This is a genomic window from Gracilimonas sp. BCB1, assembly GCF_040117685.2.
Lineage (GTDB): Bacteria > Bacteroidota > Rhodothermia > Balneolales > Balneolaceae > Gracilimonas.
The window spans coordinates 123,993-141,175 of record NZ_JBEDYP020000018.1; the positions used below are offsets into that span (position 1 = coordinate 123,993).

Here is a 17,183-nt window from a genome sequence, read left to right on the forward strand (position 1 = left end):
AAGGTTGTCACCCAACCTTATTATATTCAAAACGAAAGTCATTGTACCGGACTGAATATGGAATCAACAATCAAATAAGGTTTATTAGTTTATGGATTACATCCTAGCCATAGCGGGAATTATCATCGGGGGAATAGCGGGTTTTGCCATCGCTCATTTTAAATCCAAATCGGAGACTTCGCGTCTGGAGGAACGCAATCAAAACCTGGATGAGCAACTTTCGGAGACAGAAGCAAAATGGGAGCGTGAAGCTCAGGAATATGAGGCCAAGCTCAACAACCTTCAGCAGGAAAAAGAGGCTGAGCTTAACGAAGAACGAAAGCGGGCCAATGAATTGGACAAACAGCTGGCCGAACGAAATGCTGATTACCGGAATTTGCAGGAACGCCTGAACGAGCAGAAAGAAGAACTGGCCCAAATGCAGGAACAGCTGACCACCCAGTTCGAAAACCTGGCCAATAAAATCCTGGAAGAGAAGTCCGAGAAATTTACTAAGCAAAACAAAGAACAAATCGATCAGCTGCTGAATCCGCTGGGGGAAAAGCTGGAGTCTTTCAAGAAGAAAGTGGAGGAGACCTACAACGAAGAAAACCGTCAAAGGGCTACCCTTAAAGAACAGATTAAACAAATGGCCGAGCTCAATAAGACGATGAGTGAGGACGCCAAAAGCCTGACCAAAGCACTGAAAGGGGATTCCAAAGCTCAGGGTAACTGGGGCGAGGTAATTCTGCAGCGAATTCTCGAAAAATCGGGTTTACGTAAAGGCGAAGAGTATTATGCCGAACAAAGCGTGACCATGGAAGATGGCCGAAGGCTTCGCCCGGATGTGGTGGTTCGTCTACCGGAAGAAAAATACCTGATTATTGATTCCAAAGTATCTTTGACCGGCTATGAGCGGTTTACTTCTACGGAAGATGAAAAAGATCAGGAGAAAGCCCTGAAAGAACACGTGAATTCCATCCGGGCTCATATCAAAGGATTAAGTGATAAGAATTACCAGCACATTCATGAGGATAAGAGTCCCGATTTTGTGTTGCTCTTTATTCCAATTGAACCGGCGTTTGCGCTTGCCCTGCAGCACGACTCGGACATGTATTATGAGGCATTCGAAAAGAATATCGTGATTGTGAGTCCGTCCACTTTACTGGCTACTCTCGCCACCATAGAGAGTATCTGGAAGCGTGAGAAGCAGAGTATGAACGCCCGTGAAATCGCCAGCCGGGGAGGAGAGTTGTTAGATAAATTTACCCTCTTCGTTGAGAGCTTTGAAAAAATCGGGGAGCGAATAGGTCAGGCTCAGAAAAGTTATGACAAAGCATTAGGTCGATTGAGTGAAGGTCGTGGTAGCTTAATCCGTCAGGCCGAAATGCTTAAAGATTTGGGTGCCGAAAACTCTAAAAAATTACCTTCACACCTTAGTAAAGACGATTAGAATAAGAAACAAAATCCGGCCGTTGATGTATCTGTTGTTAAAATTGATACCTTTGGCTCATGGAAAAACAATCAACCACTACAAAAAATAGCTGGCTTTGGTATAGTAAAGTCATAAGTGGCGTTTTATTGGGATGGTCGTTTTGGTTCTGCCTATTCGTTGTACTTTTGCGTTGGGTAAATCCACCGTTTACCGCTTTCACCTTACAGGAAAACTGGGAAGATCTTGGCAAGGAAAGGTACAACCTTCGGGAGAGTTGGGTGCCTGATGAACAGCTGCCCGATTACCTGAAACTGGCGGTGATAGCCTCCGAAGATCAGCGATTCAGAGAACACTGGGGCTTAGACCTTGCTGCTATCGACAAAGCGCTGGAAGAGAAAGAACAAAGCGGAAGAGTTCGCGGAGCCAGTACCATCACCCAGCAGGTAGCCAAAAACCTGTTCTTATCTCCGGCTCAAACCTACCTCAGAAAAGCGGTGGAGGCCGGCATTGCAGTGCTGATCGAACTCTTCTGGACCAAAGACCGCATTCTGGAGGTATACCTGAATGTTGCTGAATTTGGTCCGGGTATGTTTGGAGTTGAGAAGGCCTCTGAATTCTACTACGGCATATCGGCATCCCAACTCACCCCAAAACAATCGGCCCGGATGGCAACGGTACTGCCAAGTCCCAAACGCATAGAACCGGAACCGGCCTCAGAATACGTGATGCAGCGCAGCCAGTGGATACTTAGAAACATGCAACAACTGAGCGGGATCCGTTACCTGCCGAAGCCCAAGCCTGATACTACCGACACGTTGCAACCAAAACCCGTTTTACTGGACTCTGTGAATATGAACGCCCTTCAGGATTCACTCGGAATCTATCTTGATTCCATACTGATGGAAATACAGCTTGACTCTGTAAATAATTGATAACCTGGCTTAATTATGCTTCTATGCTGCCGATAAAAACAGTATTGAAGCAGTAACATTATCCGGATATTACTTTACTATGTCGCACCTATTGCCTGAGGCCCAACGGCTTGACGTCCTTCATTCTTATGAAATTTTAGACACCCCCGAGACGAAGGAATTCGACAACCTTGTTGCCCTCGCTGCTCAAATTTGTGAAGTACCCATTGCTAAGATCAATTTTATTGATGACAAACGAGTCTGGTCTAAAGCAAACTTCGGAAACGATTTAAAAGAATCTCCAAGGGAGTATAACTTTTGCCACACCGCCATTAAGCAGGATGAGTATTTGGTGGTTGAGAATGCCTCGGAGGATGAGCGGTTTAATCATTTTGAATTTGTGGCCAGCGATCCGAATATCAGATTCTATGCCGGGGTAAATATTCGCCGAAACCAACAAAACCTGGGTACTATTTGCGTACTTGGGCAGGAACCCAAAAAGATATCGGAATCACAGCTTAATGCCTTGCGCACTTTGGCTAGTGAAATTGAAGCGCGCCTTGAACTTCACAAGAAGAACCGGGAGCTGGAAACGACAGCCGCTTTCCTGGAAGCATCGGTAGATTTAATGCTTGTGCTTGATCCTGATACACTGTTGGTTGAAAAGGCAAACAGGAATGGGAGCAATCTGCTTTCTGAGCTAAGCGGGAAAGATTTTTTTAAACCCCTTGATGAGTTATTCCCGGATTCAGCTTTGATTTCAGAACTGAATCAATGGATTAAAAACGGTAACAATGGCTTTGACTCCGAAACCTGTTTGAAAACAGAAACAGGGAAGGTTTTTCTGGAGCTGAATGGAATTCGAAAAGAAGATAAGGTCCTGATTACGGCAAAAGACATTACCCAACGAAAATTAGCTGAACAGGAATTAAAAAAGGAAAAACTGTTTAGCGAGAAGATTATTAATTCTCTGCCGCTTAATTTTTTCATGTATGATGAGAAAGGAAGCCTTTTGCGTTGGACTGAGAATCATTATCAAAATGGATACACGGATAAAGAATACTCAGAACTAAGTCCGCTGGATTATTTTGATGGTGATGACAAGAAAAGGATACAGGATTATATCGATAACACTATGAGTCAGGAGATGCCAATGGGTAGTATCGAAGTTGACCTGATTAAGAAGGGTGGCAAGAAAATCCCAATTCTTTTAAATGCAGTTTGCTTTAGGAAAGATGGAGAAAAATATTTGATAGGTACCGCTCAAAGCATCAAAGCTCAGCGAAAGTATCAGGAGAAATTGGAAGCGTTACTGGCGGAAAAAGAAGTGTTGCTGGCCGAGGTCCACCACCGGGTCAAGAATAACCTGGCTGTAATATCCGGCTTTCTGCAAATGCAGGAATTTGTGAGTGAAAACGAGTTGGTAAAGTCAGCCTTGTTGACCAACCATATGCGGGTTAAGTCCATGGCCCTGATCCATGAAGACCTGTACAATGTCAGCAATTTCAATGGTATTCGGTTTGATCATTACCTGGCTCAGCTACTGGAGTTCATCGAGGAGAAAAGAAGCCCAAAGGATAAGTTTATCAGACTTAAGATGTCTATTGGCCGGGTTGAAATGAACGTAAATCAGGCTGTGCCTTTAGCTTTGATTATCAATGAGTTGGTTTCCAATGCCTACGAGTTTGCCTTTGAAGGACGGGAGAAGGGAACCATTAAAGTTGATTTAAAGGCTGAAGATGAGGAAGTATCCATATCTGTTAAAGATGATGGAATTGGCCTTCCCGAAGGATTTGAGCTGGAAAACAGTCCAACATTGGGCACCACTTTGGTGCTTTCGTATTCAGAGCAAATTGACTCTGAGATAGATATCAACACCGGGCCGGAGGGAACGGAGTACCGTCTCGTCTTCAATCACCTAAAGAACCAAAAAGGTTCAACAGCAAACGTGTTGGTTTAAACTCAGGAGAAGCTAGTATTCAAATTTATTCCAGGGCTGGCCGGTGGGTTTGGGCGCTTTAAAGGTCATAAGTTCTTTGAGGGTTGGATGCTCCAGTTCCAGCTTAACGGCCCGAAGGGCGATATCTTTGCCCTGACTTTCCTCAGGATTTCCATATTTATGATCTCCCCAAAGCGGAGTGCCTTCCTTGGCAAATTGAACACGAATTTGATGAGGACGGCCGGTAATCAAATCAACTTCAACCACACTGAAATTGGCATTTTGTTTGATGGTGATGAATTTCAGACGCGATTCTTTTGCCTTCCCTTTTGGCTTTGAATAGGCTTTGACGGTGTTGGTACGGTTGTCTTTATCCAGAAAGTGGACGTGTTCCCCATAAACCGGAGCCATACCATGAACGAGGGCCCAGTAGGTTTTCTTCATAGTCCGCTTTCTTATTTGATAGGAGAGGCGGGATGCCGCTTTTGATGTTTTTGCCAGCACCATCACCCCGCTTACCGGTCGGTCGAGCCTGTGAACGAGCCCCAGATACACATTTCCGGGTTTGTTGTATTCTTTTTTGATATACGCTTTGCAAAGATTTAATACATCGGGATCACCGGTATGGTCTTCCTGGGATAGAACACCGGCCGGTTTATCAATCACTAACAAGTGATTATCTTCAAAAATAATGGGGATGTTAGGGGAAGTCTTTGTGGTTTTCATAACTCTAAAACTAAGGATTCTTTATCCCAATCGGGATTTAATTTAGATGGGATTATTTAGAAAGACCGCTCCTTCGGAAATCAGAATGGTTTTATAGCAATGCCGGCTCATATTCGTTAAGATTCTTCGCCAAGGGCCAGGTTCCATTCCTTTATACAAGAGAATGGGTTTCAATCCTTCGCAATGTTGTCAGTAGCTTAGCCTTTCCTTATCTACTCTTTAATTCTTGTTACTGTTCATCCAATTCGTGATTATGGCGCATCAAATAGTTGGGTAATCATTTAAAGCTGAAGTATGTATAACAATAATGGAAAGCTGAAATTTGAAGTTTATGAATCAGAATTAGCTTCGCTGCAAGCTGAACTGGTAAAATTACAGTACTGGATCAAAGAAAAAGGCTTAAAAGTTTGTGTGATTTTTGAGGGGAGAGATGCTGCCGGAAAAGGAGGGGTGATAAAACGAATAACAGAGCCTTTAAATCCCAGAACGGTACGCATAGTTGCCCTCCAGAAGCCCACCGAGAAAGAACGAAATCAGTGGTATTTTCAACGATATATCGATCAGCTTCCTGCTGCAGGAGAAATGGTTTTGTTTGATCGCAGTTGGTACAATAGGGCCGGGGTTGAGAAGGTGATGGGTTTTTGTACGGATGAAGAGTACAAGGAATTTCTGAGGTCCTGTCCCCGGTTCGAAGAGATGATTATACGATCGGGGATCATCCTCATCAAATACTGGTTTTCCATAAGTGATAAAGAACAGAAGAAGCGGTTCGTTGCCCGAAACGAAGATCCTATGAAAAGATGGAAGCTCAGCCCGATGGACATTGAAGCACGAAGACGCTGGGTGGACTATTCCCGGGCTAAGGACGAAATGTTCAAGCATACAGACACGGAAAAATCGCCCTGGTACGTAGTAAATGCGGATATTAAACGACATGCTCGTCTGAATTGCATTTCGCATTTACTGAATCAAATTGACTACGAAGATCTGACTCCGGATCCTATCGTATTTCCTAAAATCAGCAAGCACCCGGAGTACAAAAGACCACCTATTGCTGAGATGAATTGGATACCTGCCAGGTTTGGAGAGAACCCAATGGATGATGAAAGAAGCTGAATTGAGTGAATTGGCTTAAATCGATTTCAGAAATTAGAAGAGTAAAGCAGGTTAAGAATCATCAAAAAACTGTTATCTTTGCTGCATGAGCAATGAAGGACAAGTACAACTCTCTGAAAAAGTAGCCAATCTTCCCGCCTCACCGGGAGTCTATATTTACCGGGATTCTTCAGGAACCGAGTTGTATGTGGGCAAGGCCAAAAAGCTTCGAAACAGGGTAAGATCTTATTTTCAGGATTCCCGTCCTCAGGATGGCCGTATCAAAACGATGGTATCCAAGATCGATGATATCGAAGTAGTGGTAACCGATTCAGAGGCCGAAGCGCTCATTCTCGAGAATAACCTCATCAAGCAGTACCAGCCCAGGTACAACATTATGTACCGGGACGATAAGTCCTATCCGTACATTTGCATTACAGACCAAACCAAGCCCAGGGTATTTCCAACCCGTACGGTAGTAAAAGATGGAAGTAAATATTACGGTCCTTATGACAGCGTGGGAGCCATGAAGCGGATGTTGGAAACTATCCGGAAGGCATTTGGGCTTTGTACGTGTGCAGTTTCACAAAAGAATATCGATAAAACAAAAGGCGTCCCGAAATGGCATTCGTGTTTTGATGACGACCTGCAAAATTGTTCAGGAGACTGGGATGATGAGGTATATCAGGCTACCATTCACAAAGTGGACCGAATGCTGAACGGACAAACTGACCAGCTCATCAGGGAGCTGAAAGATGAGATGCAGATCGCTTCCGATGCCCTGGAGTTTGAACAGGCTGCACAACTACGTGATAGCCTGGAGGCCGTTAAACGCTACAGCCAGAAAATGAAAATGGTGGTTTCCAAGAAAGTGGACCGGGATGTGTTTGCCATCGGTAAGAATGAAGAAATCGGGGAAGCATGCGGAGTGTTGTTTAAGATCAGGGAAGGTAAGATGATAGGGAAATTTCACCGCTTCCTGAAGAATATTGATGGACTGACCATGGGCGAAATGCTACAATCGTTCGTGGAAGATTATTACACCGGGCAATATACAGCCGCTATCCCCGATGAAGTATATCTGAGTCATGAAATGCTGGAAGTGGAACCGCTCGAGCAATACCTGCATCAGGAAAGAGGAAAGATTGTGCCCGTCCATGTCCCACAAATTGGGGAGAAAAAACAGCTGATCAAAATGGCGCTGGCTAATGCTAAACTTCATTTAAACGAACGGTCTCTGGAGAAAGAGAAAGCCGAACGAAACCGGATTCCACATGCGGTTAAAGAGTTAAAAGAACATTTGAAATTAGATCGCCTGCCACGCAGAATTGAATGCTTTGATAACTCAAACCTTCAAGGCACAGACCCTGTAGCTTCGATGGTTTGCTTTGTGGATGCGAAACCCCGTAAGAGTGAATACAAACGCTTCAACATAAAAACAGTGGAAGGCCCGGATGATTTTGCATCCATGAAAGAGGTTTTGACCCGCCGCTACTCAAGAGTTCAAAAAGAAGGAGAGCACATTCCGGATCTTATTATTGTGGATGGAGGAAAGGGGCAGCTAAGTTCTGCAGTTGAAGCACTAAAAGAAATAGATTTTTATGGTGAATGTGAGATCATAGGTTTAGCCAAGCGATTAGAAGAAGTATTCTTGCCGGGGATGTCGGACCCGATTATGATTCCCAAAAAGTCTTCGGCCCTTAAGTTATTGCAACAAGCCCGGGATGAGGCCCACCGCTTCGCGATCACTTTTCACCGCAAAAAAAGAAGTAAGAGAACCGTTAAAACCGAACTGTTGGATATTGACGGAGTAGGTGAGAAGACCGCTCAGAAATTGCTCATGGAATTCGGGTCGGTCAAGAAAATCAAGAAAGCAAAAAAAGAAGAATTACAGTTTAACCTCGGAAAGGTATTGGGTGAAAAAGTGTACAACTATTTTCACGAGTAGCTCGTCTTATCCCCGTAATGTGGGCTTTGAGTAACATTAACATGTTATATGAATCCCGTGCGTAGCATATTAACATAGCCACAGCACCGGAGGAAACAACTCTGGTACGAAACGCTCTTTTTCAGCAGATGGTTATTGAAACAAATGGTCAGAGTTTCAGTTTACCCGCTGAGAGCCTAACCCAAAAAACAGGGTGTATTATTATGAAATTGATAAACAGACATGTTGAGATACCCAACTATAAGAATTTAAAAGACAGAGAGCTCGTAAAGAAATTCAGAAGAGAAGCAGATGAGTCGGCTTTTAATGAATTAATGAACCGGCATCAGCAAAAAATCTATTCGTATATATACAGTATGGTGATGAACCCGGAAATCGCCAACGACCTTTTTCAGACTACCTTCACCAAAGTCATCACTAAGATGGACGATACCTACAACGAGCAGGGTAAATGGATTGCCTGGGTGATGCGTATTGCACATAATGCAACGATTGATTATCTAAGAAAACAAAAGCGTTATATCGACGTTAGTGGATGGAGCGACGAGGACTCTAACACCGATTACTTTGATCGGATGGAAGATGAAAGCGTAGTGGACGCAGATGAGCAATTGGTGGAAACAGAAACCCGGGCCAGCCTGATGAAACACATCGCTAAACTTCCCGAAGAGCAACGCTCGGTTGTTCTGCTAAGGCACTATTATGAAATGCCTTTTAAAGAAATAGCAGAACTGACTGACGTATCCATTAATACGGCATTAGGTCGTATGCGATATGCGCTCATAAACCTTCGAAAATATTTTGAAGAAGAACGAGAAGAAGAGCAAAAGCATGCACAGGGATGAAAATAAAGCTATTCGTTATCTGATGAAGGAAATGGACCCTTCAGAGGAAATGGAGTTTGAAAAGCTGATGCGGGAGGATGAAGACCTGCTAATTGAAGTTGAAAGTTTGAGAGCCACTAAACGAAGGCTCTCGGGCCTTCCTCTCAAAACCCCTCCTCAACAACTAACTCAAAAAATAACGGATGACGCAAAACAGCTACAATCAGATTCACTAAGAAAATCTAAAACATCACCTTCTTCCTTAAAAGGGGGATTGCAGCTGCAATCTTGTTATCCGCATTTACCGGGGGCGGTTACTATTTCTATAACGGAGAAGCAGATACAGCTCCTGCTTCGGTCTCGGATAGCCAGACCATAGAACCATGGGTTGACAGAAATGAAATTCTTCGGTTCTCGGGAGACCAGCCCGTGAGCCAGTCTGCATCCCTGAAAAGTGATATGGACAAGAGTTACGACAAGCTGGAGCTGGTTAACGACCTGAATGGAAGTAGCAACTCCGGAAGCGGAATTTTACTGACCGGCTCATCAAATTAAACGCAAGGCAGCCAATAGGTTGCCTTTATAATGTGGAAAACTTCCCCTTAATATGTGCATAAGTATTTTTGTATAGCAGTGCACCTCGCTTTATATTAGATTTTGTCAATAAAGTATATCAAGCATAAAGCAGGTTTTTAATGGGAAAAGTCATTTCAATTGCCAATCAGAAAGGTGGAGTCGGAAAAACAACCACGGCAATTAATTTAGCTGCAAGTTTAGCAGCCGTAGAGCATCCTACCCTGGTTATTGATATCGATCCGCAGAGTAATACCACCAGTGGGCTTGGTATCGATACGAAGACAGTGACTAATTCGGTATACGAAATCATGATTGGCAGCACTGATATTGAGGATACCATCCGTCAAACGGAGCTGGATTTTCTTGATGTAGTGCCATCACACATAAATTTGGTGGGTGCTGAGATTGAAATGATTGACCGCGAAGAACGGGAACGTATACTGAAAAAGGCGATCGAAAGTGTTCGCGATAAGTATGATTTTGTCATTATAGACTGTCCGCCTTCATTGGGTCTTTTAACCATTAATGCTTTAACAGCTTCTAATTCCATCGTAATACCTGTACAGTGTGAATATTTTGCTCTGGAAGGTTTAGGTCAGCTTTTAAATACTATCAAAATTGTACGTCAGCATCTGAACCCGGATTTAGATATTGAGGGAGTTCTGTTGACGATGTACGATACCCGCACAAGACTATCTAATCAGGTTGCTGATGAGGTAAAACGATATTTTGATGACCGGGTATTCAAAGCGGTCATTGCCAGAAACATCCGGTTGGCGGAGGCACCGAGTTTTGGGAAACCGGCGCTGTTGTACGACTCAACAAGTGTGGGAGCCAAGAACTACCTGGCGTTGGCGCGAGAAATTATCAAGAGAAATAAGAAACTATTTAAGAACAGCCCGGTTCTTACTGATTAAGACAGATATTTAGATTATGGCTACCAAAAAAGTTTTAGGCCGAGGATTAGGTGCTTTTTTTCCTGAATACCAGGAGGAAGGCAAAGAAACAGAAAAGAAGGAAGGTGTTGAAAAAAGCATCGTACAACCGGAAGATCGCGTTAATATCGTTCTGTTTGTACCTGTTGACCACATCCGAAAAAATCCGCATCAGCCCCGAAAAGAGTTTGATGAGGAAAAGCTGGATGAACTCGGCGCTTCTATAAAAGAACATGGCTTAATTCAGCCTATAACCGTTCGGTATATTGGTGAAAAACGATTCGAGCTTATTAGTGGTGAACGTCGTTTACGTGCTGCTAAACTGGCTGGACTGAAAGAAGTCCCCGCTTTTATCAGGGAAGCAGATGACGAACAGAGTATGGCTTTTGCCCTTATTGAAAACATCCAGCGGGAAGAGTTAAATCCGTTGGAAGTGGCTTTGGGATATAAGCGTCTGCTCGAAGAATTTGACTACACCCAGGCTGAAGTGGCCGATCGTGTGGGGAAAAACCGAACAACGGTTACCAACATGTTGCGTCTGTTGAACCTGCCTGCTTTTATACAGTCAGCTTTGAAGTCTAACCAAATTTCGATGGGGCATGCTCGGGCTTTAATAACTATTGAAGATGAAGAAGTGCAGCAAAAGATACTTCAGAAAGTTATTGATAAAGGACTTTCGGTACGGCAGATTGAAGAAGCTGTGCGTGATGTGATGAGTCCTTCTACATCGAAAAAGAAATCTTCATCCGAAAAAGAAACATCCAATCCTTTTTATGATGAAATTTCAGCCCGCTTGAGACGTACATTCAGTACAAAGGTAAATGTTCAACCAAAGAAAAAGGGTGGAGAAATCAGGATTGAATATTATTCCGATGATGACCTTGAACGAATACTCGGTATTTTTGACTCGATCAATTAGCCTGATTTTTCTAATAGGATTGAGCGTTAGCGGACAGAGTTTTGCCCAAAGTTTTAGTTCTTACCAAAAATTTGTTCCCCAACACTATTCGCTGAAGCAGGCCTTTTCCGACTCATCATCCCAAAAAACTGAATACCCGGAACCTAAAATGGTTCTCCGAAGGTCTTTGATGATTCCCGGTTGGGGGCAGGTAACCAATAAGCAGGCCTGGAAAGTACCGATTGTGTATGGTTTGTTGGGCGGGCTTACTTACTACAGCATTTATTTGCACAAAAATTATAATGATTACAGGGCTGCTTACTACAACTTAAACCCTGATACACCAGATGATAACCGATTTGGCCCTACACCGGGGTATATATCTCCAAACTCAAACCTGAGTTCACTGAGAGAAACCCGGAACTTTTATCGAAATCGCAGAGATTTAGTATATGTGTTTATAGGGTTGTCATACGCACTTAACGCTATTGATGCCTACGTTTTTGCGCATTTGCGCCCTTTTGATGTATCTGATGACCTGTCGATGAATGCCAGGTTGAAGCCGGGTGTTCTGGCCGTTCGAAATACAGAGCCGGTACCGGCACTTTCATTGTCCATTAATTTTTAGATGATTAACTATATGAGTGAAGAGCAAAGAGAATTTCACAAAAAGAGCCAGAAAAACGGGTATGACCGTGATATCTGGAGCGTGTTTAAGATTATGGGTGAGCTTGTGGAGGGTTACGATAAGCTGTTCCAGATAGGTCCATGCATTTCTATTTTTGGCTCAGCACGGACCAAACCCGAAAATGAGTACTACCAACTTGCGATAGAAACGGCTGATAAAATCACTAAGAAAGGGTTTGGTGTGATTACCGGAGGCGGGCCGGGTATTATGGAAGCCGCAAATAAGGGAGCTGAAGTAGGAAAAGGGAAATCGGTAGGCCTTGGGATAAACCTTCCCTTTGAGCAGGGCATAAATCAACATGTGGATCCGGACTTCAGCATTAACTTTAACTATTTTTTCGTGCGTAAGGTCATGTTTGTGAAGTATGCACAGGGCTTCGTTGTGTTTCCCGGTGGATTTGGAACCCTTGATGAATTATTTGAAAGCCTTACACTTATCCAAACCCGCAAAATTGATCAAATTCCAATTATTCTCTTTGGGAGTGAGTACTGGTCAGGTTTAATAGATTGGATGGAAAAAACAATGAAAGAGTGGGGCACCATTTCAGACAAAGATACCGATTTATTTCATGTTACAGATTCAACCGATGAGGCTGTAAAGATTATATGTGATTTTTATAGCCAGAAAGAGCCTATGCCAAACTTTTACTTTTAAATGGGAACATGAAGGTACTTTGTCAGGTTTTATATATACTAATACATTAGAAAGGCAGTTATAATTTTAATTTCAGCGTCATTTTTTATTAAATTCGGCGCTGCAACTAACGATCACAAATAAAATAGATATGAAGGTTTTTAAAAGAAGTTCAATAGCAATTGTTTTGGTTTTGATGGCAACTACAGTTTTTGCTCAAACTAAAACAGATGCTGTGAAAGCTTACAATGCAGGATATGAAGAAGCCAAATCAGGCAATTATGAAGCTGCTATTGCATCGTATACACAGGCACTAACCATTGCAAGACAGATTGGTCCGGAAGGTGAAGACATAGTGGACAGGGTAGAGCAGCAGATTCCTGCCGCTTATTTCAATAAGGCCAGAAGCCAGTATCAGGAATATCAAAAAAGCAAAAGCTTGGAAGCTTTAGATGCTACCATCAGTGCTTTTCGTGAAGTAGTTCAGGTTGGAGAAGAATATAACGATGAGCGGGTTACCCCGATCGCTAAGCGAAATATCCCGGTTCTGTTATATCAGAAATCAGTTACTCTTTACTCCAACGGGGAACTTGAAAAAGCAACTGAAGCTGTTGAGAAAGCCCTGAATGAAAATTCAAATTACGCGGTAGCTTACTACCAAAAAGCAAAAATCATCAAGAAGCAAAATGATACTGATGGAGATGGTATTATTGACCAAAATGTTGATGAACTGTTGAACTGGTACGATCAAGCTATAGCTAAGGCTGAAGCAACCAATAATTCAGACATTGCTGAGAAAGCTCGTGAAGCTGCTCATGATGAGTTACTTGCTGTGGGAACACGCCAATCAGAAGCCGGCGACACCGGTACAGCTATGGAAACATTGAATAAGGCTCTTAACTATGATGATGAGTCAGCTGATGTGTATTACCGACTTGCTGAAGCAAGCAACAAGGCGGGAAGTTATAACCAGGCTGTAGAATATGCTACAACAGCCTTAGATCATGAAAGTGGTGGTAAAACCGATAAGGCGAAAATCTACTTTGAGTTGGGATATGCCCACCAAACATTAGGAAATAAGTCAGTTGCCTGCGACGCATTCAGTAATGCACTATTCGGTTCATTTAAGTCACCGGCTCAACACAAAATGGAGTACGAGCTTAAGTGTGAAACAGCACGATAGAAATTTCTGAACTTAAACATTCAGACCACGCTGCTAAAAACAGCGTGGTTTTTTTATGCCCAATATTTCCCGGAAACAACAAAAACTCACTCTTCAACCTTTTATACATACAAGCCTTTTCCTATCTTCGTGAGGATTTAAAAACACAATTTTCACTCTACCTAAACCATTAAATGCCTGCATCTAAACTCGACCAGCTCTGCGTAAATACAATTCGAACTTTATCTATAGATGCCGTTGAAAAGGCAAATTCTGGTCACCCCGGAATGCCAATGGGTATGGCTGATGCTGCCTATGTGCTGTGGACGAAATTTCTAAAGCACAACCCTAAGAATCCAAACTGGTTTGATCGCGATCGCTTCATTCTTTCTGCAGGCCACGGTTCTATGCTTATTTACAGTTTACTGCACCTTACAGGTTATGATGTAAGTCTCGAGGAGATAAAAAACTTCAGGCAGATGGGAAGTATAACACCCGGCCACCCGGAATATGGAATGACACCGGGAGTCGAAACCACAACCGGACCTTTGGGACAGGGATTTGGAACGGGTGTTGGTATGGCGATGGCGGAGCATTTTATGTCGGCCAAATTCAATAAAGAAGGGCATAACATTGTAGATCACTACACCTATGCCATTGTAAGTGATGGTGACTTGATGGAAGGAATTTCCCATGAGTCTGCTTCAATGGCCGGGCATATGGGCTTGGGTAAATTGATTTACCTGTACGATTCAAACAGCATATCGATTGAAGGATCTACCGATCTTGCCTTTACCGAAGATGTTCCCAAGCGCTTTGAATCTTACAACTGGCATGTGGTAGAGATTGATGGACATAATCATGATGAAATTACGGCGGCTATTGAAGAAGCGCAGTCGGTAACTGATAAACCGTCGATCATCGTTTGCACCACCCACATCGGATACGGAAGTCCTAATAAACAGGACAGTGAGTCTTCTCACGGTTCTCCTTTGGGTGAAGAAGAAATTAAGCTGACTAAAGAAGCTTATGGATGGGATCCCGATAAAAAATTCTTTATTCCGGATGAGGCTCTTGAAAAATTCAGGGAAGAACTGACAAAAGGAGAAAAGGCTGAACGTGCCTGGAATGAGAAAGTAACAGCCTATGAGAAAGCATTCTCCGAAGAAGGGAAGGCATTTAAAGCATGGGTGAACAGAGATCTTTCGGCTGAGCTGGATGCGACCTTACCGGTTTTTGAAGAAGACGCCAAAGGAATGGCAAGCCGTGCAGCTTCCGGTAAAGTGATCAACGCTATTAAAGAAATTGTGCCGAACCTGTTTGGAGGTTCGGCCGATCTCGGGGAAGTACTAAAACCGATATTGATGGATACGGATCTTACCTGCCGGATAACCCGACAGGCAGAACCATTCATTACGGAGTAAGGGAACATGCAATGGGGGCTGCTGTAAATGGAATGGCTCTGCATGGCGGGCTAGTTCCTTACGGAGCTACTTTCTTTGTATTCACGGATTATATGCGTCCTGCCATACGCTTGGCCGGTTTGATGAAAGTACCATCCATCTTCGTTCTGACTCACGACAGTATCGGACTTGGAGAAGATGGTCCTACTCATCAACCAGTAGAACATCTCGCCAGCCTGAGGGCGATGCCGAATACCACCATATTACGTCCGGGCGATGCTAATGAAACCTCTTATGCCTGGAAGGCGGCTCTGGAAAATACAACGGGCCCAACGCTTCTGGTTTTGACACGACAAAATTTACCAACCTTATCCCGATCGGATGCCAATTCAGCTTCCTTAGTTTCTAAAGGGGCTTACATTTATGCCGATGCCGATAAAGAAACTCCGGATGCCATCCTGGTTGGAACCGGTTCAGAGCTGCACCTTGCTGTTGAAGCTAAGGATAAGCTGGCTGACAAAGGCATAGACGCACGTGTAGTGAGCATGCCAAGCTGGGAGCTGTTTGAGAAGCAGGACGCCTCATACAAAGAATCTGTGCTTCCAAAGTCAGTCACAAACCGGGTTTCCATTGAGGCGGGAGCTACTTTTGGGTGGGAGCGTTATATAGGAGCTGAAGGGACCGCTATAGGACTGAACAGTTTCGGAGAATCAGCTCCTTATGAAGAGCTCTTTGAACATTTTGGCATTACTGCAGATGCTGTTGTCGAAGCTGCAGCCAAATAGGTAAAGCTGCCTACTTATTTCTCAGGGCGATGTACGCAGGTAAAAGTTACATCGTCCAGTGGACTAACCGTGCCAATAAATGCTTCCAGAGAGGACTGAACTTTGCCAATGATGGTTTTGGCATGAAGAGACCCATAAATTTCCATTAGGGATTCTATTCGATCTTCCCCGTACTCTTCGCCTCGTTCATTTCTCGATTCATTGAGTCCGTCTGTGTAAAATAAAACAGAGTCGCCGGGTTTGAACTGGAATTTTTTTACCTCCAGGTTCTTATCCAGAAGCTTGGTTGAGGCCATTCCCAATGCAAAACCGTTGGCCTTAAGTTTAAAAGTGGTGTCACGTTCTTTGTTATAGTAGATAGGGATATTATGCCCGGCACGGATATACTCAAAGTGGTCTTCGTCATTAGGGAAAAAAGCCGCACACCCGGTAACAAAGGTTTTATCCTTGCTGTTACTTTTAATGTAATTATTCAGCTGCAGGAAAAGCTCTTTTGGTGACGGGTGTTCTTTCTCGATAATTAAATTCACTAATGCCTGAAGCCGTACCATATACAGCGCAGCACTGAGACCTTTTCCGGATACATCGGCTACAACAACGTACGTACCCTTCTCAGTTTCAATAACATCCAGGTAATCACCTCCTACTTCCTTGGCTGTATGCGCAAATGAATACACTTCAAGATTATCTTTGCTTAACGAGGTTCCGGGAAGTAAGCTTAGCTGAATTTCCCTGGCTAAATCGATTTCTTTTTGCACATCAGATTTTTCCAGAAGCTCAATTAAGAGCAGCATGAACATACTTAAAAAACTAAAGGGGAGCAGCAGGTCGCCAATCAGGAAGTACTGAATGATATCCAGGAAGTTGAGTAGGTAGTAGGCTACAAAACTTATAGAACCCAATCCAAAGATAAGGCGACGGGTGGGGTTGAGGCGCTGGGCAAGATCTGAAAACAATCGCAGCATTTTTATGTGCCCTGGAAGCTGCTGACCCTGCTGCCTCTCGATGTCTTCAACGGCTTCTTTGTACACTAATTTCAGGCGTTCAGTATCGGCTGTGAGTTCTTTTGAGAACCTTTCCCGACTCATTCCGGAGACATATTCCTGGTAAAATTTCTTTGTGCCGTAGCCGGACTGTGCTTCGTTTTTTAAACCCAAGGCAATTGCTGATCTGAATTTGAATTTAGCGCTTGTTCGTAATAATAATCAAAAAGTTTAGCATTTGAACAGCATTTATTTACCGAACG

Annotated in this window: 16 protein-coding genes; 14 read left to right on the forward strand and 2 right to left on the reverse strand. The window is 43.5% G+C overall.

Annotated features, from left to right (window positions below; all coding sequences use genetic code 11):
- The first annotated feature begins 91 nt into the window (after positions 1–91).
- The 3 genes from rmuC (at position 92) to ABFW99_RS14470 (ending at position 4,285) form a co-directional block, all read left to right on the forward strand.
- On the forward strand, positions 92–1,432 hold the full coding sequence (gene rmuC / locus ABFW99_RS14460) for a DNA recombination protein RmuC (protein WP_349355567.1): 1,341 nt from the start codon (positions 92–94) through the stop codon (positions 1,430–1,432).
- Between the two features lie 59 nt (positions 1,433–1,491).
- The gene (mtgA, locus tag ABFW99_RS14465; protein ID WP_349355566.1) at positions 1,492–2,346 is read left to right on the forward strand and encodes a monofunctional biosynthetic peptidoglycan transglycosylase; all 855 of its coding nucleotides are present in this window, start codon (positions 1,492–1,494) and stop codon (positions 2,344–2,346) included.
- A 79-nt stretch (positions 2,347–2,425) separates the two neighbouring features.
- A complete protein-coding gene (locus ABFW99_RS14470) occupies positions 2,426–4,285 on the forward strand; it encodes a histidine kinase dimerization/phosphoacceptor domain -containing protein (protein ID WP_349355565.1) in 1,860 nt (619 codons plus the stop codon).
- 12 nt (positions 4,286–4,297) lie between these two features.
- Here the strand turns inward: ABFW99_RS14470 and ABFW99_RS14475 are convergent, their stop codons facing one another.
- The gene (locus tag ABFW99_RS14475) at positions 4,298–4,990 is read right to left on the reverse strand and encodes an RluA family pseudouridine synthase (RefSeq protein WP_349355564.1); all 693 of its coding nucleotides are present in this window, start codon (positions 4,988–4,990) and stop codon (positions 4,298–4,300) included.
- A 294-nt stretch (positions 4,991–5,284) separates the two neighbouring features.
- Here ABFW99_RS14475 and ppk2 point away from each other — a divergent pair, with 294 nt between their 5' ends.
- The 11 genes from ppk2 to ABFW99_RS14530 all read left to right on the forward strand — a co-directional run bounded on the left by ppk2 (position 5,285) and on the right by ABFW99_RS14530 (position 15,937).
- On the forward strand, positions 5,285–6,106 hold the full coding sequence (gene ppk2 / locus ABFW99_RS14480) for a polyphosphate kinase 2 (RefSeq protein WP_349355563.1): 822 nt from the start codon (positions 5,285–5,287) through the stop codon (positions 6,104–6,106).
- Between the two features lie 85 nt (positions 6,107–6,191).
- Positions 6,192–8,033 (forward strand): excinuclease ABC subunit UvrC, encoded by a 1,842-nt coding sequence (gene uvrC / locus ABFW99_RS14485; protein ID WP_349355562.1) that lies wholly within the window; start codon positions 6,192–6,194, stop codon positions 8,031–8,033.
- A gap of 203 nt (positions 8,034–8,236) precedes the next feature.
- A complete protein-coding gene (locus ABFW99_RS14490) occupies positions 8,237–8,878 on the forward strand; it encodes an RNA polymerase sigma factor (protein ID WP_349355561.1) in 642 nt (213 codons plus the stop codon).
- Between the two features lie 267 nt (positions 8,879–9,145).
- Complete coding sequence (locus tag ABFW99_RS14495; RefSeq protein WP_440707539.1) at positions 9,146–9,412, forward strand: hypothetical protein; 267 nt, start codon at positions 9,146–9,148, stop codon at positions 9,410–9,412.
- Positions 9,413–9,552: 140 nt separating this feature from the next.
- Positions 9,553–10,350, forward strand: a complete 798-nt coding sequence (locus ABFW99_RS14500; protein WP_349355559.1) for a ParA family protein — start codon at positions 9,553–9,555, stop codon at positions 10,348–10,350.
- Between the two features lie 16 nt (positions 10,351–10,366).
- Positions 10,367–11,287, forward strand: a complete 921-nt coding sequence (locus tag ABFW99_RS14505) for a ParB/RepB/Spo0J family partition protein (RefSeq protein ID WP_349355558.1) — start codon at positions 10,367–10,369, stop codon at positions 11,285–11,287.
- Entirely contained in the window at positions 11,271–11,894 is a 624-nt protein-coding gene (locus tag ABFW99_RS14510; RefSeq protein ID WP_349355557.1) for a DUF5683 domain-containing protein, read from the forward strand. The genes ABFW99_RS14505 and ABFW99_RS14510 overlap by 17 nt, the downstream gene beginning before the upstream one ends.
- Before the next feature lie 12 nt (positions 11,895–11,906).
- Positions 11,907–12,608, forward strand: coding sequence for a TIGR00730 family Rossman fold protein (locus ABFW99_RS14515; protein WP_349355684.1), 702 nt, complete (start codon positions 11,907–11,909; stop codon positions 12,606–12,608).
- Positions 12,609–12,738: 130 nt separating this feature from the next.
- Positions 12,739–13,770, forward strand: coding sequence for a tetratricopeptide repeat protein (locus ABFW99_RS14520; RefSeq protein ID WP_349355556.1), 1,032 nt, complete (start codon positions 12,739–12,741; stop codon positions 13,768–13,770).
- 173 nt (positions 13,771–13,943) lie between these two features.
- The gene (locus ABFW99_RS14525; RefSeq protein ID WP_440707540.1) at positions 13,944–15,173 is read left to right on the forward strand and encodes a transketolase family protein; all 1,230 of its coding nucleotides are present in this window, start codon (positions 13,944–13,946) and stop codon (positions 15,171–15,173) included.
- Positions 15,174–15,184: 11 nt separating this feature from the next.
- Positions 15,185–15,937, forward strand: a complete 753-nt coding sequence (locus ABFW99_RS14530; protein ID WP_440707541.1) for a transketolase-like TK C-terminal-containing protein — start codon at positions 15,185–15,187, stop codon at positions 15,935–15,937.
- Between the two features lie 14 nt (positions 15,938–15,951).
- Here the strand turns inward: ABFW99_RS14530 and ABFW99_RS14535 are convergent, their stop codons facing one another.
- A complete protein-coding gene (locus ABFW99_RS14535) occupies positions 15,952–17,094 on the reverse strand; it encodes a PP2C family protein-serine/threonine phosphatase (RefSeq protein ID WP_349355554.1) in 1,143 nt (380 codons plus the stop codon).
- Between the last annotated feature and the right edge of the window lie 89 nt (positions 17,095–17,183).

Excerpts from the sequence above, each read along its gene's own strand:
- rmuC (WP_349355567.1), top strand. The coding sequence starts at position 92 with ATGGATTACATCCTAGCCATAGCGGGAATTATCATCGGGGGAATAGCG.
- mtgA (WP_349355566.1), top strand. The coding sequence starts at position 1,492 with ATGGAAAAACAATCAACCACTACAAAAAATAGCTGGCTTTGGTATAGT.
- ABFW99_RS14470 (WP_349355565.1), top strand. The coding sequence starts at position 2,426 with ATGTCGCACCTATTGCCTGAGGCCCAACGGCTTGACGTCCTTCATTCT.
- ABFW99_RS14475 (WP_349355564.1), bottom strand. The coding sequence starts at position 4,990 with ATGAAAACCACAAAGACTTCCCCTAACATCCCCATTATTTTTGAAGAT.
- ppk2 (WP_349355563.1), top strand. The coding sequence starts at position 5,285 with ATGTATAACAATAATGGAAAGCTGAAATTTGAAGTTTATGAATCAGAA.
- uvrC (WP_349355562.1), top strand. The coding sequence starts at position 6,192 with ATGAGCAATGAAGGACAAGTACAACTCTCTGAAAAAGTAGCCAATCTT.
- ABFW99_RS14490 (WP_349355561.1), top strand. The coding sequence starts at position 8,237 with ATGAAATTGATAAACAGACATGTTGAGATACCCAACTATAAGAATTTA.
- ABFW99_RS14500 (WP_349355559.1), top strand. The coding sequence starts at position 9,553 with ATGGGAAAAGTCATTTCAATTGCCAATCAGAAAGGTGGAGTCGGAAAA.
- ABFW99_RS14505 (WP_349355558.1), top strand. The coding sequence starts at position 10,367 with ATGGCTACCAAAAAAGTTTTAGGCCGAGGATTAGGTGCTTTTTTTCCT.
- ABFW99_RS14515 (WP_349355684.1), top strand. The coding sequence starts at position 11,907 with ATGAGTGAAGAGCAAAGAGAATTTCACAAAAAGAGCCAGAAAAACGGG.
- ABFW99_RS14520 (WP_349355556.1), top strand. The coding sequence starts at position 12,739 with ATGAAGGTTTTTAAAAGAAGTTCAATAGCAATTGTTTTGGTTTTGATG.
- ABFW99_RS14525 (WP_440707540.1), top strand. The coding sequence starts at position 13,944 with ATGCCTGCATCTAAACTCGACCAGCTCTGCGTAAATACAATTCGAACT.
- ABFW99_RS14530 (WP_440707541.1), top strand. The coding sequence starts at position 15,185 with ATGGGGGCTGCTGTAAATGGAATGGCTCTGCATGGCGGGCTAGTTCCT.